This is a genomic window from Shewanella sp. H8 (assembly GCF_040285065.1).
In the GTDB taxonomy this organism is placed as follows: Bacteria; Pseudomonadota; Gammaproteobacteria; order Enterobacterales; family Shewanellaceae; genus Shewanella; species Shewanella polaris.
Genome location: NZ_CP157213.1, coordinates 3,984,874 through 4,008,775, shown reverse-complemented (window position 1 = coordinate 4,008,775; position 23,902 = coordinate 3,984,874). Strand labels below are relative to the sequence as shown.

The 23,902-nt window shown below is 40.4% G+C and carries 22 protein-coding genes; 8 read left to right on the top strand and 14 right to left on the bottom strand.

From position 1 onward, the window contains the following. Positions 1-71: 71 nt before the first annotated feature. Both ABIS04_RS17480 and ABIS04_RS17475 read right to left on the bottom strand, forming a co-directional pair. Complete coding sequence (locus tag ABIS04_RS17480; protein ID WP_350431892.1) at positions 72-458, bottom strand: hypothetical protein; 387 nt, start codon at positions 456-458, stop codon at positions 72-74. After that, positions 458-2,044 (bottom strand): S41 family peptidase, encoded by a 1,587-nt coding sequence (locus ABIS04_RS17475; RefSeq protein WP_350431891.1) that lies wholly within the window; start codon positions 2,042-2,044, stop codon positions 458-460. Before ABIS04_RS17475 ends, ABIS04_RS17480 begins: the two co-directional genes overlap by 1 nt. A gap of 246 nt (positions 2,045-2,290) precedes the next feature. On the opposite strand from ABIS04_RS17475, the gene ABIS04_RS17470 reads away from it, so the two are divergent. Further along, the gene (locus ABIS04_RS17470; protein WP_137224962.1) at positions 2,291-3,022 is read left to right on the top strand and encodes an arginine N-succinyltransferase; all 732 of its coding nucleotides are present in this window, start codon (positions 2,291-2,293) and stop codon (positions 3,020-3,022) included. 181 nt (positions 3,023-3,203) lie between these two features. Here ABIS04_RS17470 and ABIS04_RS17465 read toward each other — a convergent pair whose 3' ends face one another. Next, positions 3,204-3,482: a peptidylprolyl isomerase gene (locus tag ABIS04_RS17465; RefSeq protein ID WP_350431890.1), complete on the bottom strand. Its 279-nt coding sequence runs from the start codon at positions 3,480-3,482 to the stop codon at positions 3,204-3,206. Between the two features lie 101 nt (positions 3,483-3,583). After that, positions 3,584-5,074: a BCCT family transporter gene (locus tag ABIS04_RS17460; RefSeq protein WP_350431889.1), complete on the bottom strand. Its 1,491-nt coding sequence runs from the start codon at positions 5,072-5,074 to the stop codon at positions 3,584-3,586. A gap of 286 nt (positions 5,075-5,360) precedes the next feature. Between ABIS04_RS17460 and ABIS04_RS17455 the strand changes: the two genes are divergently transcribed. Continuing rightward, complete coding sequence (locus ABIS04_RS17455; protein ID WP_350431888.1) at positions 5,361-7,454, top strand: prolyl oligopeptidase family serine peptidase; 2,094 nt, start codon at positions 5,361-5,363, stop codon at positions 7,452-7,454. A 199-nt stretch (positions 7,455-7,653) separates the two neighbouring features. Here ABIS04_RS17455 and ABIS04_RS17450 read toward each other — a convergent pair whose 3' ends face one another. Next, positions 7,654-8,214 (bottom strand): hypothetical protein, encoded by a 561-nt coding sequence (locus ABIS04_RS17450; protein WP_350431887.1) that lies wholly within the window; start codon positions 8,212-8,214, stop codon positions 7,654-7,656. A gap of 10 nt (positions 8,215-8,224) precedes the next feature. Then, positions 8,225-9,046 (bottom strand): cytochrome C, encoded by an 822-nt coding sequence (locus tag ABIS04_RS17445; protein ID WP_350431886.1) that lies wholly within the window; start codon positions 9,044-9,046, stop codon positions 8,225-8,227. 503 nt (positions 9,047-9,549) lie between these two features. Here ABIS04_RS17445 and ABIS04_RS17440 point away from each other — a divergent pair. Then, a complete protein-coding gene (locus tag ABIS04_RS17440) occupies positions 9,550-10,296 on the top strand; it encodes a helix-turn-helix domain-containing protein (RefSeq protein ID WP_350431885.1) in 747 nt (248 codons plus the stop codon). Positions 10,297-10,303: 7 nt separating this feature from the next. Then, positions 10,304-10,822, top strand: coding sequence for a hypothetical protein (locus tag ABIS04_RS17435; RefSeq protein WP_350431884.1), 519 nt, complete (start codon positions 10,304-10,306; stop codon positions 10,820-10,822). A gap of 79 nt (positions 10,823-10,901) precedes the next feature. Here the strand turns inward: ABIS04_RS17435 and ABIS04_RS17430 are convergent, their stop codons facing one another. The 5 genes from ABIS04_RS17430 to ABIS04_RS17410 form a co-directional block, all read right to left on the bottom strand. Beyond that, complete coding sequence (locus tag ABIS04_RS17430; RefSeq protein ID WP_350431883.1) at positions 10,902-11,891, bottom strand: phosphotransferase; 990 nt, start codon at positions 11,889-11,891, stop codon at positions 10,902-10,904. A 185-nt stretch (positions 11,892-12,076) separates the two neighbouring features. After that, complete coding sequence (locus tag ABIS04_RS17425; protein WP_350431882.1) at positions 12,077-12,706, bottom strand: flavin reductase family protein; 630 nt, start codon at positions 12,704-12,706, stop codon at positions 12,077-12,079. Between the two features lie 27 nt (positions 12,707-12,733). Beyond that, positions 12,734-13,480: a sulfite exporter TauE/SafE family protein gene (locus ABIS04_RS17420; protein ID WP_350431881.1), complete on the bottom strand. Its 747-nt coding sequence runs from the start codon at positions 13,478-13,480 to the stop codon at positions 12,734-12,736. A gap of 200 nt (positions 13,481-13,680) precedes the next feature. Next, on the bottom strand, positions 13,681-15,663 hold the full coding sequence (locus ABIS04_RS17415; protein ID WP_350431880.1) for an EAL domain-containing protein: 1,983 nt from the start codon (positions 15,661-15,663) through the stop codon (positions 13,681-13,683). 98 nt (positions 15,664-15,761) lie between these two features. Beyond that, positions 15,762-16,673, bottom strand: a complete 912-nt coding sequence (locus tag ABIS04_RS17410) for a permease (RefSeq protein WP_350431879.1) — start codon at positions 16,671-16,673, stop codon at positions 15,762-15,764. A 105-nt stretch (positions 16,674-16,778) separates the two neighbouring features. On the opposite strand from ABIS04_RS17410, the gene ABIS04_RS17405 reads away from it, so the two are divergent. The 4 genes from ABIS04_RS17405 (at position 16,779) to ABIS04_RS17390 (ending at position 20,218) form a co-directional block, all read left to right on the top strand. Then, a complete protein-coding gene (locus ABIS04_RS17405) occupies positions 16,779-17,081 on the top strand; it encodes a metalloregulator ArsR/SmtB family transcription factor (protein WP_350431878.1) in 303 nt (100 codons plus the stop codon). A gap of 50 nt (positions 17,082-17,131) precedes the next feature. Beyond that, a complete protein-coding gene (locus ABIS04_RS17400; protein WP_350431877.1) occupies positions 17,132-18,004 on the top strand; it encodes an alpha/beta hydrolase in 873 nt (290 codons plus the stop codon). Between the two features lie 88 nt (positions 18,005-18,092). Beyond that, a complete protein-coding gene (locus ABIS04_RS17395) occupies positions 18,093-19,337 on the top strand; it encodes an ectonucleotide pyrophosphatase/phosphodiesterase (RefSeq protein ID WP_350431876.1) in 1,245 nt (414 codons plus the stop codon). A gap of 284 nt (positions 19,338-19,621) precedes the next feature. After that, complete coding sequence (locus ABIS04_RS17390; protein ID WP_350431875.1) at positions 19,622-20,218, top strand: 2-hydroxychromene-2-carboxylate isomerase; 597 nt, start codon at positions 19,622-19,624, stop codon at positions 20,216-20,218. 228 nt (positions 20,219-20,446) lie between these two features. Here ABIS04_RS17390 and ABIS04_RS17385 read toward each other — a convergent pair whose 3' ends face one another. From ABIS04_RS17385 to ABIS04_RS17375, 3 genes are all read right to left on the bottom strand, one after another. Further along, on the bottom strand, positions 20,447-20,638 hold the full coding sequence (locus tag ABIS04_RS17385; RefSeq protein WP_137224992.1) for a DUF3185 family protein: 192 nt from the start codon (positions 20,636-20,638) through the stop codon (positions 20,447-20,449). A 211-nt stretch (positions 20,639-20,849) separates the two neighbouring features. Further along, positions 20,850-21,302: a DUF1499 domain-containing protein gene (locus ABIS04_RS17380; RefSeq protein ID WP_350431874.1), complete on the bottom strand. Its 453-nt coding sequence runs from the start codon at positions 21,300-21,302 to the stop codon at positions 20,850-20,852. Positions 21,303-21,869: 567 nt separating this feature from the next. Then, positions 21,870-23,453 (bottom strand): BCCT family transporter, encoded by a 1,584-nt coding sequence (locus tag ABIS04_RS17375; RefSeq protein ID WP_350431873.1) that lies wholly within the window; start codon positions 23,451-23,453, stop codon positions 21,870-21,872. Positions 23,454-23,902 lie beyond the last annotated feature (449 nt).

Genomic DNA, 23,902 nt, shown 5'->3' with positions numbered 1-23,902 from the left:
GTTAACGAAAAAGGCCAGAGCACATATTGTGATGTGTTCTGGCCTTTTTAATTGTGTTTATTCGCTGTTAACTATTGCTTTTCAACCTTACAGCGTGTTTGCAATAAGGCTATGGTGTTGCCGCTTTGTACATGGCGCAACAGGCAGTTGTCGCCTTGTTTTAACATCTGTATTGCATCAGGCATCTCGGTACTGCGCCCCATGATCAATAAGCCATTCGCATCTTTGTGCGGTGCACGTTCAATGACCTCTTGGCTGTATTGAGTAAAAGCATTGTCGGCAATGATGACACCGCTGGCACCGAGCAAGCTGGCTATTGCTTGTTGTAATTCAGCATGGGTTTGACTGTTAGGGTTTGTTAGCGTTGCCGCTTGTAGCGGCGGTTGCACCTCGCTTTCGGTGGCAACGCAACCCGCTATAGTCAATATGCTTATGACACCTATGAATCGTTTTAGCATTATTGCTCCAAAACCAATGGCGTTATAATACGATTGTTTTTTAACACATTTTGATTACGTGTATCTTCTAGTACAAAGCCTGAGTCTACAAAAGTGTTATGTGCGGAGGCACGCGCCACGGCCGTTGCAGTTGTGGGACAGCGGTTGTTGTCGCGATAAAATAATGCCGCGCTTAATAATCTTTCGTTGGTATCGCCTAATGCATGTTCAAAGTCGTCTGCTAGCACACAACCTGGCACCTCGCTGTCGACTGTTGGATTAGTCGAGGGTACAAACCCGTCAGAATACTCACCAAAGCCTTTGTCGTTTACGCCTTTAAACTGAATGGTAAAGTACGTGGTGTCACAGTTATTGGTGGGGTAAAAGCCGTAAGGCTTACCGCAGGTCGTATCGCCAAGTTGAATAACCTCAATATCAATACCGCGAAGGGCATTCATTAAGGCTTCACTGGCAGAACAAGTCCCTGGAGTGGTTAGCACAAATACGCGTTTAAGATTTAGTGTCGGCAGTGATAACCCGCTGCGCAGTAATGAAGTATTAAATCCGATTGATTCAGGGTAAAACGGCATCGGTGTTAATGCCTCGCCCGTAACCGGATTAATTGTCGAGTATTTGTCGTTAAAGCTGGTACGTTCAAATATTTGGTTATTTGTGGCTTCGTCACCAGCAATCATGTAACCCAGCTGACTGGCAAGGGCTAATAAACCACCGCCGTTATAACGAATATCTAATACTAAATCTTCAACTTGTGCGTTGCTGAGTGTCGTGATGGCATCGTATAACCCTTTTTCCGCGGTAGCTATGTGTGAGTTAAATTGCAAATAACCTACTTTGCCGTTAGCGGTGTCAATGGTTCTGGTATTTTGTACTGGCGTTGATACGACAGTGTCTGCTGTTAGCGTTACTGTACGGTCAGTTTGGCTATCCAAATCACGGACAATAAACTCGGTTTGCTTGCCACTGGTGCTTGGGAATAACCCCGCATTTAAGATTGCAATACTGTCACTGTCATTGGCATCTTCTACGCTAACACCATCAACAGCAATAATAATTGCTCCACGACTAACATTAGCATCACTGGCTGGCGTATTTGGTTCGTTATATGCCACAGTCACTAGTCTTGTTACACTGCTAGAAGCATTTCGTAAACTTAAACTCATGCCATAGCCAACTGAGGCGCCGGATCCGTTAAGTGATTCCCATTCTTCTGTCGACATTGAGAAATGGAAGTTGTCTTTGAGGTTACCAGTGTCAGATAGCTCATCCGTTCTAAGTAATTCAAAATATTCTGCCACACTATATGGTGCAGGATCGCGATCAATAATTTCGTCGTACCAAAGGTAAGTATCATTGCTCCATGATCGTAACCATAGCTGTTGGGTTAATGGCACGTTGCATTGTTCGGCTAAAGTCGAGTAGTTTACAAATTGGCCTGCAACCCACAGAGGTGAGCTAGAGTCAGTATTGCTGCCATCGCTACTTGATGAGCTGCCGCTATCTGATGAACCACCGCCACTGCAGGCCGTTAACAATAGGCTAGCGCCGATAATGAATGGAGTTAAGATACTGCTTGAGAGTAACTGCATTAATAATCCTTTATTTTACTCTAAATAAACGGGTTGGTTTATGTACTTTTGATTGACAACTTTATTACAATTGACTCAATTTGTAACTCAATTTTTAACCAAATGTAAATATTTTCTCATGTTAATATTTAGAACTTCATTGCCATGAAATAGAACATCATCGGTTATGTCTTTACGTTTATATTTGCTGTTTTACCCATGAGGACATTACCATGATGAATAAACATAAAATAAAAAGGGCAGCCAATGCTAGCTTCATTAAATAATCTTTCCACGCCGCATCGTCTGCAGGGTGGTGCATCTGGGGTCAAACTGTTGTTGATTATTTTAGCAACCATGCTGGTAACTGTGGGATTAACTTTTTTTATTATCCGCACTTATATCTTCCCGTCACCGCTTACTCCGGTCAGCTTAAATGCTAAAGAAGAGCAAAAATTGGATCAAAAACTGTCTCAGTTGGGTTGGCAAGTTGAACCACGCTCTAGGATAGCAGCATCAAGTGGTCGTGATGGTTCTGGCAATGCTGATCATGCTAATGTCGCCGGTGATGATTTAACCCCAGAAGCGTATCGTGAATTTGATGCTGATCGGCAAGTGACCTTTAGTGAGAAAGAAGTGAATTCGATGATAGGTCGCAACCCTGATTTTGCTCAACGTGTCGCAATTGATTTTTCTAATAATTTAGCCAGCGCTAAAATGTTGATCCCTATACCAGAGGATTTTCCCTTCATGGCTGGGGAGATTTTACGAGTTAATACCGGGCTTGATATTCATTTAGACGCTAATCGTCGTCCCGTTGTCGCGCTAGTGGGGGTGAGTTTAATGGGCGTGCCAATCCCAAATGCATGGCTAGGAAACATGAAAAATGTCAATTTGGTCGGTGAGTTTGGCGATCGAGGCTTTTGGAATGCGTTTGCTGACGGTGTGGATGATATTCAAATTCGTGATGGCGAGCTGTCTATTAAATTACGAGAATAAATCTTTAAACAGTGGGCTTGATATTAAGCCCATCTTCAACTCACCACAGGGCTATTCTTGTGCTATTACGTCTAAGTTTGGCTCATCGTAACGACAACTGGTTTAGGTTCAACTTACTCCGAGTAACACTTAATTCAAACAATACGTATTCAAGCAAAACGTCTTCTACGTTCGATTGATGCTAAGTGCGGTAGAGCACTTTTACCACATGCCAACCAAATTTGGTTTTGACTAGGTGAGGGGTAATTAACTCGCCGTTGAAACAGACTTTATCGAAGGGTGGCACCATTTGGCCTTTTTTGAATTCACCTAAATTACCGCCACTTTTGGCAGACGGGCAACTAGAGTGCTTTTTCGCTAACACATCAAACTTGGCGCCTTTATTTAGCTGCTTGATGATGTCTTCAGCTTGAGTCTGGTGTTTCACTAATATGTGTAATGCTGCTGCGGTTTTGGCCATGATGTGGGTCTTTGTCTCACTGTGATTAGCACAATATTATACCTGTTTCGCGAGCAAAATTGGCAACAGTTACTATTTAGTTATGCCCAGTTATTATTAACTCATTTGGGGACTGGGTTTTGCAATAGATCTTTAGCCCAAAAAATCAATTGCAAACAAAGTACTAAGGTAAAAGGTATAGCGCCAACAATGGCAATTTGTTTGTTAAGATTTACATCGTTAATACTTACCAGTGCGATGGTAATGGCAATAAGAATAAGGCTCCATAGCAGTTTTGAATTACGACTTTCGCTGCCTGTAAGCAAGCCTGCAATATAAATTGAAGAGTCGGCACTGGTGATTAAAAAGGTGACCAATAGCAACAACGCTGCACCAGATAGCCAACTGCCCATGGGTAGTTGCTCAAAGAAGTTAAATAACCCCAAAGTATATTGTTGGTTTACCGCATCCATCACTTGTTGTGCATAAGGTTGAGTTAACACGCTACCCGCAAAACCTGAAAACCAGATAATTGAGGTTAAGGTTGGCAGTAAAATAGTACAACTTAAAAATTGCCTAATGGTTCTTCCTTTGCTGATCCTAGCAATAAAGGGCCCTACAAACGGCGCCCAAGCTATCCACCATACTAAGTAAATGACAGTCCAACCTTGGCTCCACTGTTCTGGTTTGCCCATACCAAATGACATTTTTGGTAGCAATTCAATGTAGGTCATGCTTGAGTCGAAGATTAACTTTACAGTTTGAAGAGGGTCAACTAAGGCTATTACCGCTACCAACAGTGCGATCATAAATAACGAATTAAATTGGCTTAAGCGCTTAATGCCACCATTTAACCCCGCTAGGGAAGAAAGAGTAAATAAAGCCGCAATAATTAAAATCATGCCGATGCGAAAATAAATCGAGCCAATGTCGAGACCAAGTGACTGTACAACACCCGTTTGGATTAAGGCGATAGTGTTAGCAAAAGTGCCTGCAATACCAAATACAATGGCAATAACCGCCATTAAATCAAGAATATTAAGCCATTTAGGTTTATCAGCACTAAAACTGGCACTGACTCGTAAACTGCGTTGTTTATTATAGGCAAACCATGCCATCACTAATCCTGCCATAGCATAAATGGCCCAGGCATTGAGTCCCCAATGAAAATAAGTAATAGCTAACGAACCTGATATTGAAGAAAAATCTTGTTTTAAAAACTCTGGAGGATTAACAAAATGATAAACAGGTTCTGCAACGCCCCAAAAAATGAGTCCAGATCCCATGCCGGCAGTAAATAGCATTGCCATCCAACTGATAAAACTAAACTCAGTTTTTGCCTGTTCGCCACCTAAGCGAATTCGCCCAATAGGACTGATACTCACGATGGTTGCCAACAATAATAATAAACTTGAAAACTGAATAAACTGTGAACCAAAATGCTGCAAAAAGAATTGAGTAAATGTACTGAAAACCGCTAAAGTGTTATAGGGAAACATCAATAATAACGTCGCAATTATTACCACCGGAAAGTAAAAACCATATTGAGGTTTAATCCAGCGCTGCAACTTAGTTTTACGCATTGATAAAGTATTAGTCAGGGTATTTAGCATGGATATTTAGGCTACTGAATAGAAGCGTTTACTATGCCGCACTTTGACGTTAGATAACAGTACTGAGATTTGTGTCACTGCAGGTTTTTGAAGGCAGAAATGCATAGAAGCTAGGGTCGCGATGACTATTATTTGGTGAAATAGTATGATTATCAATCGTATTGCTCACCTAAAAAAACTGAAGTGTTACTAAGTAACTCGATCATTAGTCAATTGGGCAGTAAATAGATTACAGTATTAGCAAGTTTATAAAATACCGCGAGCAAATAACGAAAAGGAAATTTTAATGCTTAAGCGAATCATACCTTTATGTATAGCGAGTGCGATGACTATGGCAGTACCTGTTCATGCAGAAGAAGATAAATTTATTTGGTTAGAAGATGTCGAAGGCGTCAAGCCTATGGAGTGGGTTAAGCAGCAAAATGCATCATCTGCTGCTCACATTAAGGCTTACCCTGAGTTTGAACATCTGGTGTCAAACAGCTTAGAGATTCTAAACGATAAAGCCCGTATCCCTTATGCCTCCCGTATTGGTGATTTTCTGTATAACTTCTGGAAGGACGAGACTCACGAACGTGGTATTTATCGTCGTACCACGTTAGCAGAATACGCAAAGGCCGAACCTAAATGGGAAACGGTACTTGATATTGATGCCCTTGGTAAAACCGAAGGTGTTAACTGGGTTTATAAAGGCATGAATTGCCAGTATCCGCAAAATGAGCGTTGCTTTGTATCCTTGTCTCGCGGTGGTGCTGATGCGGCTGAAGTACGCGAATTTGATTTAACGACTAAGGCTTTTGTCGACAACACTCAACAACCCTTTTTGTTGGCTGAGGCTAAGTCAATGCTAAGCTGGATTGATAAAGATACCGTTTTTGTCGGCACTGATTTTGGCGATGCGCAAAGCATGACGGATTCAGGTTATCCCAGTGTGGTTAAATTGTGGAAACGTGGCACACCTTTGTCTGCAGCTAAATTAGTGTTTAGAGGCAATAAAGCGTCGGTTGCCGTGTCGGGCTATGTGATGTTTGATGATAAAACACCGCTGAATATCGTCACAGAAAGCTTAACTTTTTATACCGCTAAGCATTATGTTTATCAAGACAGTAAGTTAGTGTCGCTGCCGATCCCTGAAGATGCCGAGTTAAAAGGTTATTTTAAAGGTCAGTTATATATTGAACTAAAAAGTGATTTAGTCACCCCAAAAGGGACTTTTAAACAAGGTGCCATAGTCTATACCCCAGTTGATAAGCTGATTTCGCAAAAACCGGAGTTTAGTGAGTTGGTATCGCCAACAGCGCACGCCTCTATTTCACAAGTGTCATTTAGTCAGAATGCTATTTTTGTGACTTGGCTTGATGATGTAAAAAGTAAACTCGTACGTTACCTGCAAAACGACAAAGGCGAGTGGCAAAGTAAACCTGTGCCATTTGATGCCAATGGCAGCTTAAGTGTGTTTGATGTTGAGCGTGATAGTGATGATTTTTTCGTTAATTACACCAGCTTTTTAGAACCGGCTAGTTTATACCGCTTAAATGGTGCAAGCCTAAAAGCTGATAAAATTAAAGCAATGCCACAACAATTTTCTGCCGAGAAATTTATTACCCAGCAGTATTTTGTTAAGTCGAAAGATGGCACTAAAGTACCTTATTTTGTGGTAATGGCTAAAGACATCAAACTTGATAGTAGCAACCCTACATTACTCTATGGTTATGGTGGCTTTGAAATTTCTCTTTTGCCAGCCTATTCAGCCACTATTGGCAAAAACTGGTTAGAACAAGGCGGCGTTTATGTGCTGGCTAACATCCGTGGCGGTGGAGAGTACGGCCCAGCATGGCACCAGGCGGCATTAAAACAAAATCGTCATAAAGCATATGAAGACTTTGAAGCAATCGCGGAAGACTTAATTGCCCGTAAAATAACGTCAAGCAAACATCTTGGTATTCAAGGCGGCAGTAACGGTGGCTTGTTAATGGGTGCGGCATTTACTCGTCGTCCTGAGTTATATAACGCCGTAGTGTGCCAAGTGCCGCTGTTGGACATGAAACGCTACAACCAACTATTGGCGGGTGCCAGCTGGATGGGTGAGTATGGTAATCCTGATATTGCAGAAGAATGGGCATACATTAAAACTTACTCGCCGTACCATAATCTTAAATCAGGGGTTAACTACCCTAAAGTGTTCTTTACTACCTCAACGCGTGATGATCGGGTTCATCCTGCACACGCGCGCAAAATGGTTGCTAAAATGGAAGACATGGGCATTGATGTGTTGTATTACGAAAACATTGAAGGTGGTCATGCCGGTGCGGCAGATAATACCCAAGCAGCCGAGTTAAGTTCGATGGCGTATGCATATTTAATGCAGCAACTTCGTTAAACATTATTGTAAGTGATGAATAGAAAAAGGGTTTCAGCAATGCTGAAACCCTTTCTATTATTTCCACATGCCATTAACCAATACGTCGTGTTTTTAACTTTAAAAAAGAACCGCAGTGTGAAACCGCGGCGAATAGTACTAAGTTAATGAGCACAAGGGTTCTCTTGTCGCAATTAGCCGGGGGGAGGCTAAATGACAATTAATTTGCACTAACTAACTCAATTTCGTTACTAGCAAGCGCACCATTAATTTCAATCGCGACTTTGTAAATCATATCAGCATCATCTGACGCTTTACTTTGTAAGTCGAGATCACTCACATTAAAAGTATATGCTCCTTCGGTATCAGTGGCTGCTAATGTTCCCGTGCATTCATCAGTAGTTGCACTATCGCATACATAGCTTTGAGTGACATGCCAGCGTTTCCAAGCCTTAGGTTTTACAGATGGTGAGTCTGGGTCAGGAAAACCAAAATAGACAATACTGTAGTTGGTTGCATCCGTGAGCGCTTTACCCTCGGTATTCGCTAGTGTGAATGCTAACGCGCCAGTTGTGGCATTATATGTATCGAGTGAAACGACCACGCTGCTCGCGTCATCAATTTTAACAGCGTCACTTACTGGATCAACCACTACTGGTGGCACAACTACGACTGGTGGTTCAACTACCACTGGGTCTGTGACAACATCGTCATCATCACTACTACAGCCAAACATTAGCAATGAGCTGGCTAATATGGCGCTAAGATATTTAAGTTTCATCACGCGCTCCTTAATTGAAGTGTCCAGTATGACAAGTGGTACATTCCATATCGCTTTTAACACTGGCTGCAGAACCCATAGTTGAGCTTACACCATGGCATGATTGACATGCTTGTGCTGCTTCAGATGGTTTAGCTTCAGGTAATATAGAAATGTCTTCACCGGCATACGCGCGGTTTAACAATTCAACAATTTTAAGCGTAATACTGGCAGATAGGCGTTTACAACGTTCACCTTTAAGTGCAAATACTTTACCTGATGCCGCAGACCAATTACTAATTGAAGAGTGACATAGTGGGCTGTTGGCAATTGAGGTTGCGCCTACTTCTAGTGATTTCTCATCAGTGGAACCAATCCCTGCAACAAATTCAGCTGAAGACAAAGGTAAATCTGTGCTTTCATAGTAGCGGAATGAAGCGCCAATAATGGCACTGTTTTGGCCATTAATATCATCAAGAATATTAATTAACATACCTGCCGCATTTAGGTTGCCACATAAGGTGCCTTGACCTACAACACCAGCCCAACCGTAACCTGCTAATGCAGTTGGAATACTTGCAAACTTGCTGGCATCAGCACTGGTAGATGCTGCAAGCATTGTAATAATTGCATGGAAGACTTGATGCATACAGCCGCCGCCAGTTTCATAAGCTAGCTTAGCGGTTGCCATTGCATCTAACGGCACATATTTAAGTGCTTCCCCTAATTCTAAGCGATAGTTACCATCTGCATCTGTAGCAGCAAATGCTGATGTACCTAATAGTGTAGCCCCCGCCGCAGCGGTGCTTAATCCAATAATTTGTGTCAATGCTTGACGTCTATTCATGCTCATGGTCATTACCCTCTTTATCATCAGTATTTTAGTATTCAAGCGCTTATGCTTGTGATGGCTAGGCTTGTTTTGTTATTAGCTGCTAGATAAAAGCGCTAGCAACTCGATGACTCAACAATACTCAATGGGGTTATGAAAAGTGTGATTTACCACAGATAAAACTATTCATTAGAAAAAGTTCAATTAACTCAATATATGCAGTCTCAGAGTCGCGTCTATAAAGACTAAAATCGCAACTTTTTGTGATGTGTCTCTCATAATTTATTAGATTTATACTCATTTATAGGTATATTTGTGAATATTATTATTATGAAATAGTGTGACATAAATCCCAACTACACTATTGTTAGTCATTACGCCTTACAAAATTTAACGAATAAAAGCCTGAAGATATCAGGATCACAGATTTCATAAGATTTTCTGCATACACTTTACACATGATGAGTAATGGGGTCGTTGACATGCAATTGGGGCATTGTAGGTTTGATATAGAGAAAGGAGATTTGATTAATCTCGAAAATGGTGATGTTTGGCACCTTCCTAAGGCTGAACTGCATGTACTGAGCTTATTAATTGAGTATCAGGGGAAAGTTGTTGCTAAGCCTTTATTAGAGTCTGGTTATGATGATAATTATCATTTAAGTGGCGCTTCGGTAGCGCGTGCAGTATTTACATTACGGGCATTTTTTGGACCACAACATGAATCCCTTATTGAAACGGTAAAGGGCCAAGGTTACTTACTAAGACATCACCGTACTCGAAAGGTAACAAAGAGGGTATTACCATCAATTAACCGTCGGTATGCTAGTTTAATCATAATAACCATAATAGGGTTGATGATTGGAGGCATAGTCGCAGTGAAATCGATGCAACCTAAAATTGGACCTATTGAGCCATTAAGTATCAGCACTGTTACAATGTCATCAGGAAAGACGGTTGAGATACTGCTATTTTCACCCTCAAAAACCAACAATGAATTACTCATAGAACAAGGGCTACAAATACAACAAAGTTTTGCCGATTGTGATGTGAGCAGTTGGCAGTCGGTATTTTTATCACTGTCTCACGACAAGCAAGTGTTGAATATTACTATGCAAGGGGAACTCTTAGGTCAGTCTCTTATCCGTAATTTGAAAATCAGTGACTTACGGCAACCTAAACAATTTGTTAATCGTGATTGGCTTAAACAGGTGAATATTTGTGACACCATAAGTGCAAAGTCAGGCCAAACAAATCAGCGGTTGGAGTAATTATCTTATGTCTAGAAGCAGATTGTGGGTCGTCAATATCATTATTTTAGTCTTACTACTCAGTAGTGTGGCAATTATTTATAGACTCACTATACGTGTACCAAGTTTTATGCTCAGTTGCAGTTCTGAGCTGTTTCACCACCAAACGGCAGAGCAAGATCGTCGTCATTATTTATTAGTTGATTTTGTGTCAAATGATGGACAAGCGCAAATTAACTATCGATATTTTGATTATGAAGGTAATTTAGCTGGCACATTATCAATGACAGGTACTGTCGATAGTATTGATACAGAAAATCAAATTTACAATATATCGGTGACCACTAAAGAAGAATTTCTGTCGAGTAACCCTCAAAATATACCTGCCCATTTATCTTATTTATCTTATGTTAGTAGCCTAAATTTGAATGAAAAAGGATTGCATTCTCTAAGACTTCAAGTGCTTAAGCAAAATGAGAAAAAAGATTATACAGTGGTACTATTTCAACCGAGTAATACCGTGTGTGGTTGTCGTTTTGTGAATTAATTGAGTAGATTAACAGCATTCGAAAAAGGTCGATGCATAGCATCGACCTTTTGGCTTTTGACTTAATACTTATCCAATTTTAGTTTGTAGTAAGCTGTTTCAAGGCTTGTTGTGTTAGTTTTTCAGTATAAGCATTTATCTTCCAATGTTCGGCACTCCATCCTTTTATAAAACGCTGAAAGTCAGCCCAAGCGATGCAATATAATGCGCGCCATTGTTGTTCAACGTCTTGGGGGGATATGTATGGATGATACTCAGTAAGTCCTTGACTCAGAGCCATAAAATAATGATCGAGATAGTCATTAATTAGGTTTTCTGGCTCGTTATAGTTCAGCACACTGCTTAACAGCATCACCACATCTTTCATGCCGCAGCCCCGGCCTATATATTGAAAATCTACCGCCGCTGCGTGATCATTTGGGCTAAAGCAAAAGTTAGCTAATTTTGCATCGCCATGTACCAAGGTTTGGAAGGTACATTGGTTTAACGTTTTATCAATAAGGTGAGCTGCTGACTTGAGTGGACCGTACGGCAAAGTGGCTAATTCGTCTGGACGAGTACCCAAGTGCCAGTAGGTACCAATTGGCCATAACCCTTTAGGCTCGGTATGCATATATTGAGCGTGAAAATATCCCAACCAAGTTAAACAAGCGTATACCGTAGCCGCAGTGGCGGTTTTTCTGACTTGGATAAAATCGATGGTCTGCAAGTCTTGCAACACTAATAGAATTTCATTGGCTTGTTGCTCAACATGTAAACAACGTGGTACTGGGCTCATTGAGGGCTCACCATGGTCGTTAACATAGTGTTGATACCAATTGACTTCTACTTGGTAGGACTGCAATTTTCGTTGATGCGAAAGCGGTGTGTTCCAACCTTTTGGATGTGATTCCGGTTGAGGTAAGCTGATGTGTTTTACAATAACAGAGGAATACGGTTTACCGGTTATATAGGCTCGAAACAATTGTCCATAACCACCCCATAATGGTTGGATTAACTCAATATGAGTTAAGCTTGTCGCTCCAATTGCTTGGGTTACACGTTGTAAAACATTGTCTGAAATACTCAAAATGTTCTCATGATAATTATTTTATAATAATGGTTTTGTCATCGATATCTTGTAATGGTAACAAGAAGCCTTATTGGATAAGAGATATATTCACTTTCTATCACAAACGCATATTTGAAACATAAACGGAATATACAAGATTGAAAATGACAGCCCTATAAAATAAGTACTTATTATTGGTTTGATCACACCGCAGGGCGATTTAAGTCAAAACGTAACTCGTCTGAAATACCATAATAAGCCGATGGGCCGCCAGCACGTAATACCGGTTCGGCTAATGCGGTTTGGTAAACCCCCTCCGCGTTGAGTAAGTGCTTTTCAATGTGCACCGCGACTACTTCACCGAGAACCAACCAGCTATCTATTTTGTCACCATTTGCAGCTGTCAGTTGAATGCATTGCGATAGCTTGCATTCGAAGTTGACCGGGCTTTGTGCCACGCGATCGGCCTTAACAATGTTACCCGCTATTGGGGTTAAGCCAGCAAATTCAAATTCATCCGTACCTCGAGGCAATGCAGCCGAGGTTTGATTCATTTGTGCGGCTAAACTGCGGGTGGTTAAGTTCCACACAAACTCGCCAGTTTCAACAATATTGGCGACGCTGTCTTTCCAGCCCGTGCTGGCAAAACCAATAATCGGTGGATCATAATTAAAGCAATTAAAGAAACTATAAGGTGCAAGATTACGCTGGCCTTGAGCATTGCGTGACGAAATCCAACCTATTGGCCGTGGGCCAATAATCGCATTTAGCGGGTTGTGTGGAAGGCCATGGCCTTTATGGGGTTCATAAAAAAAACGATTGTCAGTATTCATTGTATGAAGTGTCCTTGTCTTAAAGTATTACGACGATATAAAAGCGGTCCACAATAAACGTAGGCCAACCACTATCATCAAACTAAGAATGATCTTTTTAAATTGTTTATCGTTAATTTTATCTTGGAGCCGTAATCCTAACTTTACTCCTATCCAAGCGATAGGGGCGAGCATGGCTGATATGGTTAAATTACTGAAGTTAATTTGGCCCAGCATGGCGTAAGGGATCAGTTTTACCGCATTGACTACCGCAAAAAACATTACAGCAGTGCCAAGATATTTTGTTTTATCTAACCGTAATGGAATTAAATAAGCATTTAATGGTGGTCCGCCAGCATGGGCGACAAAGCTGGTAAATCCGGCAATGGTGCCACAAATTCGACCAATAAGAGGTGACGGTTTACGTTGTGACCATTCACCTAAAGTTAGCCCATATAAACCAAAGCCCAATGAGATTATCCCCAAAATACCCCGTAAATATTGTTCATTAAGGAGATCAAATAATAGATAGGCCAATATGATACCAACCATTGCCGAGGGTAATAAAATCAATAATTGGCTGTTACTCTGTTTATTCCACCAAGATTTTACGCTTAAAAAATCCATGTAAACGAGTAAAGGCAACATTACTGCCGCGGCCGCAGCAGGACTTATCGCTAATGCCAACAGTGGCACTGTTAATCCGCCAGCACCACCCGCAAACCCCGACTTAGACATTCCAGTGATAAGCACGGCAGGAATAGCCACTAACCAAAACAATGGTTCTGTTAACACCGAGACTCCCTATTAATCTATCAGTTGATGATTAACTGATAGCTTATTATTTATAGCAGATAGTGGATAGTGAATTTATGGTGTATCACAAGTAAATGAACTAGAAATGATAGCTCTGCAGATACTAATCAGACTGTAAATTAACAGAACATGTAAGTCACTATATTAGTGAAGGATTAAATACTGGTAGCAGAATGATATTAAGAATTAGCTGAAGATAACAACGCGGGTGAGCGTTGTTCATCTGAGTGGCTCAAAAGCCTTTGTTTTAACACCTCAAATTCAAGTGGTTTATCAAATAAATACCCTTGTAAATAATGAATACCTAACGTCGTTAGGGTTGTAGCTTGTTGTTGGTTTTCAACACCTTCAGCAATTACTTGGTAGCCAAGGCCATGAGACATCACCATAACCGCTTTAACGATATCAACACCATTAATTTGCAGGTTAGTGATGAATGAACGGTCAATTTTTACGAAGTTTATATCTAAATCTTGGATTACCGATAATGATGAATAACCGGTACCAAAATCATCAATTGAAATCATAAAGCCCAAAGCTTGTAATCCTTTAACCATGTTAATTAATTTAAGCTTATCTTTTGAAAATAGCGACTCAGTTATTTCAATATGAACATCGCTTGGATTTATATTATGTTGATTGACAATATTGTGTACCTTATTCACAAAATTGATGTCTTCAAATTGAATTATCGAGACATTAATGGATATTTTTAATCCTTGATTTAGCTCATGTAATGCAGATAATTTACGCATTGACTCTTCTATTACCCAATAGCCAATTTCTTTAATCGCACCATTTTTTTCTGCCAACGGAATAAACACCTCTGGTGAAATTAATGCACCTTCAAAATCCCATCTTAGCAATGCTTCAACACAGGCTATATTACCCGTGCTAGATTCAATAATTGGTTGAAAAACAAGATGTAACTGCTTATCAGAGACGGCTTGAGCAATACCTTTACTCAAATGAATTTCATATTTTATTTTTTGTTTTAATTGGCTACTAAACATCACATAATCGCCAAGGCCACCTTCTTTACGACTGTACATAGACAAGTCTGCCAAACTGATTAAATCGGATATTGATTGACCGTGTTCAGGGTACATGGCTATTCCAATAGAACAGTCCATATCAATGACATGTTGAGAGGTTAAAATCGGTACGTTAATGCATTTTTTTAAAATGATGGCTAATTCTTCAAAGCGATAATGTGAAGTGTGATGTGCCATGATAATAAATTCATCACCACCCCAACGGCAGATAATTTCATCGTGCTGACAAGCTTGTTTAATGCGCTTTGCTACCTCAATAAGAACTTCATCACCCACATTATGGCCAAAGTTATCATTAGCTTGTTTAAAGCCATCTAAGTCGAGGAAGAAAATAGCATAATTAATATCGTATTTTATTTGTGTAAACTGATGATTGGCGGCTTCAATAAAGGCGCGCCTATTTAACAAATGAGTCAGGGGATCATGTTGGCTTAACTCAATAATTTTTTGAGTTCTTTGTATGACTTGTTGCTCCATACTTCTTAATAATTGATTATGTTCATTCCGTAGCTTAATAGAATGCTCAGTAAAATTAGCCGCAGTTTTGGCTATTGAAAACATAACAAAGGCATAGGCAAGACCTAAATAACCCAACATTTGATGGGCCGGATTTCCGCCAACGATCATTTGAATTGAAAATGGAGCCAACAACAATAAGGTGTATGTTTGTGATACGAGTTTATTGCCCGATAATATTGTTGCTGCACCGCCCGCCATGGCCGACACTATGACCAAAGCAGAAAATAATTCTTCGATACTTAATTTATTGTAAAAAAATAAGCAATAAAATGCCCAAAAACATGCTGTGAGTATTGCTCCAACGCTATAACGATATAAGTCGCTTTGACTTCCTAATATGCCTTTATTCGCTCGCTTCAACCAAAAAAAAGTATCAAGACTACGTAATAAAATTAATCCAGATAAGCACAACCACCACAATAATTTATCATTAGTTGCGGAATGATTTTCAAATCCAAATGCTAGACCAGCAGAAGCGGCTACCGTAACGGCAATACCAGGTATTGCGCTACGGTATAGTAACTTTAGGTGGTCATTGAGTATTTGTGGATCTGCCTGTGCTGTCATTAACATGTATACCGTCAGCATGGTTGAATAATTATCAGTATACTTCTCATGCTCAAAAATACTACATTTAGAGTGTTTATGATGTGTTACTTATTTAGTTTTGAGCGCTAGGTTACAAATTAAAACAAAAATTGGTATAGGTAGCCGGCCAAAACAGCCATAGACAAAATAACCGCCAGAAATACCACAACTAAAGTATTTTTAAAAATGGATTTAAGCAAAATAACCTCAGTTAAGCTGGCGCCTGCGCTGCCAATAATGAGTGCCATTACCGCACCAAGCCCCATTCCTTTAGCGGCCAATGCTGCACTTAATGGAATAACGGCTTCCGCGCGTATATATAATGGAATACCAATAACGGCTGCAACCGGGATAGCAAACGGATTGTTATTACTGGCATATTTAGCAACCAACTCGGTTGGCATAAAACCGTAAATTAGTGAGCCAACAGCAATACCGCCAATTAAATAAGGCAACACTTTTTTAAAGTCTGTCCATGTGGTTTGCCAAATTTGTTGCCATTTATTAATGGGTTTAGCGGTACCGCAGCATGATGTTTTACCGTTTTTTGCGGCAGGCGCTATATAAGCTTCGGGTTTGATGTATTTTTCAAAACCAAGCTTTTCTAAGCTGTAGCCAGCAACAATAGACACTCCCATTGCCACGGCAAAATAAAATATTGTTACCGTAAGGCCAAAAGTCACCGCAAATAAGCCAATAATAATGGGATTGAGCAGCGGGCTAGCAAACAAAAACACCATCATGGTACCAAAGCCTGCTTTTGCCCTTAATAACCCTTTTAAAAATGGAATGGTAGAACAAGAACAAAAGGGCGTGATCGCACCTAAAAAACCTGCGATAAAATACCCCTTGCCATGTTTATCGCTAAGTATTGATTGGATTTTTTCTGGAGGAATATACATTTGCAATACACCGACCAAATAACTAATCAATAAAAATAATGTCGTTAATTCCAAGGTTAAAAAAAGGAACATATTTACGGTTTCTTGCCACATATTACTGGTTATCATTATACAACTCCATATTTCTAGAATGGTCGAAATATAATGTTGTTTAATGGATTGATCAAGTTAATTCTAGTAATATCGAAATATAATTTAGTTTTTGAGGTGGTTATGGATATCGAAACGATTGCTAAGGCATTGAAAGAATTAGGGCATCCTACACGATTAATGATTTATAAATCGGTAGTGCGTGCTGGGTATCAAGGTATTGCAGTGGGTGGTTTACAAGAAAAACTAGCCATTCCGGGGTCGACATTATCTCATCATGTCTCTGGATTAGTGTCTGCTGGGTTAATTTCTCAGCGCCGCGAAGGAAGAACACTTTTTTGTACTGCTGAATATGACACATTGCAAACTGTGATTGGTTTTTTACAAGATGAATGTTGTGCAGACGAGCAGACTCCTACAGTATGAGTATGAGTATGAGTAGGAGTAGGATAACGGATTAAAGGAATAACCTCACAATGATAACACTGAGTGAATGGCAACAGCAGGGACAATTCGAGCAGATTAACGGTCGGCAGATTTTTACTCGCCAAGCGGGAGACAAGCAAGCGCCAGCGTTATTGTTAATTCATGGTTATCCGAGTGCCAGTTGGGATTGGGAAGGCATGTGGCATGCACTCACTCAACACTATTATGTGATCACCCTCGATATGTTGGGCTTTGGTTTATCAGACAAACCTAAAGATGCGCGTTACTTAATAAGTGAGCAAGCCGATATTTTTCAGGTATTTTTGCATAAGTTAGGTGTCAGTGAATATCATATTTTAGCCCACGACTATGGTGATACGGTCGCACAAGATCTGCTAGCAAGACAAGTCGATGGTAACAGTCATACCCATATTGCAAGCGTATGTTTTTTAAATGGTGGTCTATTTCCCGAAACCCATAAACCGCTATTAATACAAAAGCTTTTACTGTCGCCATTAGGACCTTTAATGGCAAAACTGATCAACAAACAAAAATTTGCCACTAGTTTACAACGAATATTTGGGCCGTCGACACCACCAGATCCAGATGTCATCGACACGCTGTGGCAGTTATTAACCCACAATAATGGCTTGGCGGTAATGCATAGGTTGATTAGTTATATGACCCAACGACAACAACATCGTGAGCGCTGGGTTGGGGCTATTATTAACAGCACAATACCAATAAAGCTTATTGCTGGGGCGCTTGATCCGATCTCGGGTCAGCATATGATTGACCGTTACCGTCAATTAATACCCAATGCGAATATTACCGAAATGCTCACGCTAGGTCACTATCCACAAATTGAAGATGCCGACGCTATTAGCACTGCTTATTTGCAGTTTAGACAGGGTCTTGAGTAAGCTAACATGACAGTAGAGATCAATAAAGTTGTCATACTTAATTGATATTATTACTTTCTAATTCATTTTTACTATAGAGACAAACATCATGCGCGCCTTTGTCGTCATCTTTTTTTTAGCTAGCGGATTATTCACTAGCATTGGCTGTTCATCTGTAAGCTCGGCGCCTACAGATGCAGAAAAACCCTATGTATTATTGGTTTCTATCGATGGCTACCGTTTTGATTACAACCGTCTACATAACCCTAAGCACTTAACTGAATTTGCAGCACATGCAGCCCAAGTGACTCATCTTATACCGTCTTTTCCCACAGTGACCTTTCCAAACCACATTACCCTTGTTACTGGATTGTATCCCGCCCATCACGGCATCGTTTCCAACCATTTTTATAACCATGATTTACAACAATCCTATAGTATGAAGATTAAACAGGCGGTCACCGATGATCGCTTTTATCATGGGGTACCATTGTGGTCATTAGCGGGTCAGCAAGGCTTAAAAAGCGCGACTTATTTTTGGCCTGGTTCTGAAGCTAAAATTGCGGGACAGCGGCCTGATTATTGGCTGCCTTATAATGATGATGCACCGAATAATGAAAGAGTCGAGCAGGTTTTACAGTGGTTTAATTTACCCGAAGCTGAGCGCCCACAGTTTGTGACCTTGTATTTTTCTGACGTGGATACCGCAGGGCATCATTTTGGCCCAACATCAGATAATACGTATCAAGCAGTGCAGAGTATTGATCAAGCCATTGGGCAATTATTGGCAGGAATACAGGCGCTACCTTTCAAGGTTAATGTTATTATTACTTCCGACCATGGCATGGCCAACGTTGCAGATTTTCCACGCATGTACACTGACAAACTCTTTGCTGGAAATGAAGCTTTAAAAGCCAAATTTAGTTTTAATAACGACGCCGCATTTTCGTTAATAACCGCGACAGGGGAGAATAAACTACAAGATTTAGATGCCTTAGAAGTACTCACAAAAAAAGTCCCAGGTTTGCAATTTTATCGCCAGCAAGATATTCCAGCTTACTTGCACTTTAGTGGTAATCAATCAATTGAAGATGCGGTGTTAATCAGTAATCAACATTATATTACTAGTACAGACGCCAAGGTAGGGGTGACAGGTAAACACGGTTATGATGCCAGTGTGATAACCGACATGAACACAGTGCTATATGCTCAAGGGCCTGCGTTTAATCATGTCAGCATTGAACACGCTGAAAACATTCATTTATACCCTCTAATCGCCCATATTTTAGGCTTAACGATAACAGAACCGATTGATGGTCGATTAAGCGTATTGGCGCCTTTATTAGCCCAATGATGGTAGATGATTATTTGAGTTTAATACTCGCCACAATATTGATTTACAAAAGATAAATAGATCTTAGCTGTTTGGTGATATAACGTGAATGGATTGTCATTTTTTGTTGGCTAGTTGCCTATTTATTTGTGATTATAAATTTGATTAACGTCTTAAATCCCACCAGTATCCGTTGTTGTAACGAGTGATTAAAATCTCAATGCAATATTCTGTTTTAACGATAAATTTAAAACAAAATAATGGGGTCAGCTGAGTAGCCCTATTAATATAAGGTAATGTGAACCATGAAAACAGCAATAGATTATTACTTTACTAGCCTTTCTCCTTACGCTTACTTAGGCCATAACACTTTTATTGCGTTGGCGAATAAGCACAAAACTAACATCCATTATAAACCGATTAAATTAGCCAAACTGTTTGCCGAATTAGGCGTGTTACCGGTTAAGCAGCGCCCACAAGCTAGACAAGACTATCGCTTAATTGAACTCGCCCGTTGGTCTAAAAAACGTCATTTATCCCTTAACCTGCATCCAGCATTTTTCCCCGCAGACCCCAGTCTAGCCGACCGATGCGCTATAGCCCTGCAGCAAGTAGGGCAAAATCCTAGCGAATTTGTTGGTAATGTACTTGCAGCATGTTGGGCGCAAGAGCAAAACATTGCTGATGAAACAGTTATTCGACAAATATTAACCTCGCTTAATATCGACACCGACAGCATTGTACAGCAAGCTTTATCAAGTGAAATTGATGAAATATATGAAGTAAATACAATAGAAGCTATTGAGAAAGGCTTGTTGGGCGTACCCACTTACGTGTACCAAAATGAACCATTTTGGGGGCAGGATAGATTGGATTTACTCAATGATGAGTTGAGTGAGTAAGGTTATTAAGTGATGAGTTAACACAAAGTAGTAGTGACCATTAATGGCATTTTTACAGCGTTCTTTAGATCATAGTGATAATAAGCGTGATCAGTTGTTTAAATTTGTCGGATTCGACTATTAATGAGCTGGCTGCACACGTAGGTTATGTTGCACTAAATCTGAGTTTTGGCATAAAGGGAAATGATTATCCTTGAATGCTTTGCTCAGTATTTAATGACAACACATTTACTTTAACCTTGTAATACCAATTAATACGCAAATAATTCCGCCGGCCATTCCAGCCCACGCTTCGATAGGGGTATCACCATTTAATGCCCTGGTTACTTGAGAACTGGCAGCATCATAAATATTGTAGCCCCACAACGCTAAAAAAATACCCGCAATAACAAGTACAATCCCAATAATTTTACTGTTCATTTTTACTCCAAACGTTGGTGAGACAACTGTTGATAAGACCATAATTGATGGACCTAAAATTAACGAGGTTAATCAAATTAATAATACCTCGTGATAAGAAATGCCTCGTTAGCATTACTGTTAACTGCCAAATTATTGATAGCTTTTATCGAGTCCATTTTAGCTAAAATGGCATTAAAAAAAGCTATCGTAATATTGTGATTATCAGTCTTTAAAGTGGTTTAAATTCGTGTCTAATTTTTTCTATTCGTTCACGATTAACCCCAAAATCTGAGCGTCCAATACGTGAAGCCGATCTAACATGTATGGTTATTTTATCGGATGCTGTTGCTGGAAAATAAAACTCCACATCATCAACAAAGCGCATTATCTGAGAGGTAAACTCCACGCGAATATAATTGTCCTCGACCACAACGATATTTGCTCGCTCTGCAGCTTTTAGTATGTGTAAAAGGCGCACTTGCGCTTGTTGACGTGTGCCGACGAACTCAATTGGTTCAATATAATGCTCTTCATCTGCAGCAGATTGTTGGCTATTAACACAATTAGGTGATTCTGGACACGGTGTTAACTTGTCATTACTGACGCCCAATGTAGGCACAGTACCAGTACAACCTGCTAAAAAAATTGCGCTACAAATGATAATAGATATCTGCTTATACATCGTTGTTATCCTTTTATTGTTGTCGTGGTTATCCATTTCGTTGATTGTAAAGTCTCTAATTACTTATACAATAATTCGCCATCGTAAGCGACTGGCATTTTTGGTTCAAGGTTTCATTAACTTTTGTCTTAGGCTATTCAATTATGGGCTTAGTAAAACCAGTTACATCAACAGGGTAAGAGCATGAAAATTCACTTGCCAAAAATAACTTTTTCAAGGTAATCGGTGTTGCGATTGGCTTTCATTTGTTTTGCTCTTACTCCTTTCTTCAAGGTCGTGTCTGACTGGAGACGATTCATCGCAACATGCCTACACCTGCCATTACTTCGGCGCGCCACTACGTCGGATACGACAATCATCACCTTGTAGACGGGGGCATCAATGTTCGAAAAATACTTGAACATCTGTAGTTGCGACATGGGTTAACTCACTTCTTACTAAAAAGAAATATAAGATTAGAGTCGTGTGACTTCTATAAGACGGATTTAAGCGAAGGGGCGTTCTGTGCAATAAAAAGGGCTTATCAATGATAAACCCTTCATAGTGATTAAGCAGATTACTTGGCGCTTAACTGCGGCGTTTTACCTCAGTAAACATGCCGAGCACTAAGCTAATACAAGCAAGTATTAAAATAATAGCAAACGGAAGTGCTGCAATAATGGTCACCGACTGAAGCGCTTGAATAGAGTCAGTACCGCCAATCCACAACATCACCATAGCGATTACCGCAGAGATAACCGCCCACACTATCTTTTGCTTCATCGGTAATTCCAACTTACCCCCAGCGGTCATGCTATCGACCACTATGGAGCCGGAATCCAAGGTCGTCACAAAGAACACGATAATCAATATAACCGCAATAATGGACAGCAAATCACCCATTGGATACGCATCAAGCATGTAGAATAAACTCAAGGAAACGTCGGTAATACCTTGCTCTGTTCCTAGCAGGCCAACTTTATCTATTATTTGTTGAATCGCAATACCACCAAAAAAAGACATCCAAGCTGTGGTCACTAAGGTGGGGATAATCATCACACAAGCCAGAAACTCACGTACGGTGCGACCACGCGAAATTCGCGCGACAAACATACCAAAGAAAGGCGCATAGGCTATCCACCAGGCCCAGTAGAATACGGTCCAACCGTGTAACCAGCTGGTGTCTTCACGGCCAGAGTTCTGGCTCAGTGGTATGATGTTTTTGACATAACCGACAACGGCGGTTGCCAATGAATCAAGGACAGTTGTGAAATTAAGGGCGCTAATAATGCCAAGAAATATAAAGGCAATAATCATGTTGATGTTGCTCAACAGTTTAACCCCGCCATCCATGCCACGAACCACAGAGATAATAGCCAGCCCCATAATGAGTAGAATAATTGTCAGTTGCAGAAAAAGACTATTTTCAAAACCAAACACGTGGCTTATTCCGCTGGCCGCTTGAGACCCCCCTAAACCCAGTGACGTAGCAAGGCCGAACAAAATAACCAGTACCGCCATAATGTCGATGACATCGCCGGTTTTCCCCCAGACTTTATCACCTAGCATGGGATAGAAAACCGAGCGCATTGAAAGCGGTAAGCCCTTATTATAAACAAAATATGCCAATGAGAGCGCGGTCATGCCATAGATAGCCCAAGCATGAAAGCCCCAATGGAATACCGCGGCGCCGAGCGCTAATTCACGACCTTCAGGTGTAAATGGTGCCACGCCGAGCGGGGTGCCAAACCAATCGGTGTAAAACGCTGTTGGCTCTGCCACGCCCCAGAAAATAAGGCCAATGCCCATACCAGCGGCAAATAGCATGGATATCCAAGATATTGTCGAGTAATCAGTGGTGGCGCTATCACCGCCTAAGCGAATTTTTCCTAATGGGGAAAAGGCAATCCCAATGGCAAAAATAAGCATAATGTTAGCTGTCCACATGAACACGAAATCAAAGTGAGATAGAGCGGCAGCCTTGACTGAATCAATGGCAGCTTTGGCATCTGCGGGAGGAAAAACCAGCAGGGCCACAATAAATAAAATGGATAAACCGACAGAAACGGTGAACACGGTGTTGTGGACATCCATGCCCCACTTTAAAATATTGTCTTGACCAACTTGATAATCGGTTGAGTCGATACTGTATTTTTTTGATTTAAATTTCATAATTAAAATATTTACCTATTCGAAATAACGAATATGGAGACCAACTCCATTTTGAGTGGTACTAGGGCCTATTGATCTTTGTTGGTTGAATTTTGTTCGACCCTTCGGGCAGCGCTTGTTGACCATTTTTACGGCGTTATCGGCTTTTTATGTAGAATAACGACACCTCAAAGTCTCTGCTTTGTATATATGTGAGTAATGGCCAACAATTCGCTGTAAAAATAACCTTGAAAGATCAACCTGCCTTAATTAAGCAGTTAATAAAAAAACAAGGTGGTTTGTACATCATCATTTGCGCAGCGGTTTCATTTGCATCAAAGGAGAAGTTCTTATCGTGTAAATATTTAGCTGAACGGAGACCGGTAAAGTATATGTTATTAAGATCCATACTCATATAAAAATAGAGACATTGACCCTGTAATAGATTCTGAGTCCATCTTTATTAACGT

What these genes read in the sequence shown, in the direction of transcription:
- ABIS04_RS17480 (WP_350431892.1), bottom strand. Translation starts at nt 458, where the DNA reads ATGCTAAAACGATTCATAGGTGTCATAAGCATATTGACTATAGCGGGT.
- ABIS04_RS17475 (WP_350431891.1), bottom strand. Translation starts at nt 2,044, where the DNA reads ATGCAGTTACTCTCAAGCAGTATCTTAACTCCATTCATTATCGGCGCT.
- ABIS04_RS17470 (WP_137224962.1), top strand. Translation starts at nt 2,291, where the DNA reads ATGCTAGCTTCATTAAATAATCTTTCCACGCCGCATCGTCTGCAGGGT.
- ABIS04_RS17465 (WP_350431890.1), bottom strand. Translation starts at nt 3,482, where the DNA reads ATGGCCAAAACCGCAGCAGCATTACACATATTAGTGAAACACCAGACT.
- ABIS04_RS17460 (WP_350431889.1), bottom strand. Translation starts at nt 5,074, where the DNA reads ATGCTAAATACCCTGACTAATACTTTATCAATGCGTAAAACTAAGTTG.
- ABIS04_RS17455 (WP_350431888.1), top strand. Translation starts at nt 5,361, where the DNA reads ATGCTTAAGCGAATCATACCTTTATGTATAGCGAGTGCGATGACTATG.
- ABIS04_RS17450 (WP_350431887.1), bottom strand. Translation starts at nt 8,214, where the DNA reads ATGAAACTTAAATATCTTAGCGCCATATTAGCCAGCTCATTGCTAATG.
- ABIS04_RS17445 (WP_350431886.1), bottom strand. Translation starts at nt 9,046, where the DNA reads ATGAGCATGAATAGACGTCAAGCATTGACACAAATTATTGGATTAAGC.
- ABIS04_RS17435 (WP_350431884.1), top strand. Translation starts at nt 10,304, where the DNA reads ATGTCTAGAAGCAGATTGTGGGTCGTCAATATCATTATTTTAGTCTTA.
- ABIS04_RS17425 (WP_350431882.1), bottom strand. Translation starts at nt 12,706, where the DNA reads ATGAATACTGACAATCGTTTTTTTTATGAACCCCATAAAGGCCATGGC.
- ABIS04_RS17415 (WP_350431880.1), bottom strand. Translation starts at nt 15,663, where the DNA reads ATGCTGACGGTATACATGTTAATGACAGCACAGGCAGATCCACAAATA.
- ABIS04_RS17410 (WP_350431879.1), bottom strand. Translation starts at nt 16,673, where the DNA reads ATGATAACCAGTAATATGTGGCAAGAAACCGTAAATATGTTCCTTTTT.
- ABIS04_RS17405 (WP_350431878.1), top strand. Translation starts at nt 16,779, where the DNA reads ATGGATATCGAAACGATTGCTAAGGCATTGAAAGAATTAGGGCATCCT.
- ABIS04_RS17400 (WP_350431877.1), top strand. Translation starts at nt 17,132, where the DNA reads ATGATAACACTGAGTGAATGGCAACAGCAGGGACAATTCGAGCAGATT.
- ABIS04_RS17395 (WP_350431876.1), top strand. Translation starts at nt 18,093, where the DNA reads ATGCGCGCCTTTGTCGTCATCTTTTTTTTAGCTAGCGGATTATTCACT.
- ABIS04_RS17390 (WP_350431875.1), top strand. Translation starts at nt 19,622, where the DNA reads ATGAAAACAGCAATAGATTATTACTTTACTAGCCTTTCTCCTTACGCT.
- ABIS04_RS17385 (WP_137224992.1), bottom strand. Translation starts at nt 20,638, where the DNA reads ATGAACAGTAAAATTATTGGGATTGTACTTGTTATTGCGGGTATTTTT.
- ABIS04_RS17380 (WP_350431874.1), bottom strand. Translation starts at nt 21,302, where the DNA reads ATGTATAAGCAGATATCTATTATCATTTGTAGCGCAATTTTTTTAGCA.
- ABIS04_RS17375 (WP_350431873.1), bottom strand. Translation starts at nt 23,453, where the DNA reads ATGAAATTTAAATCAAAAAAATACAGTATCGACTCAACCGATTATCAA.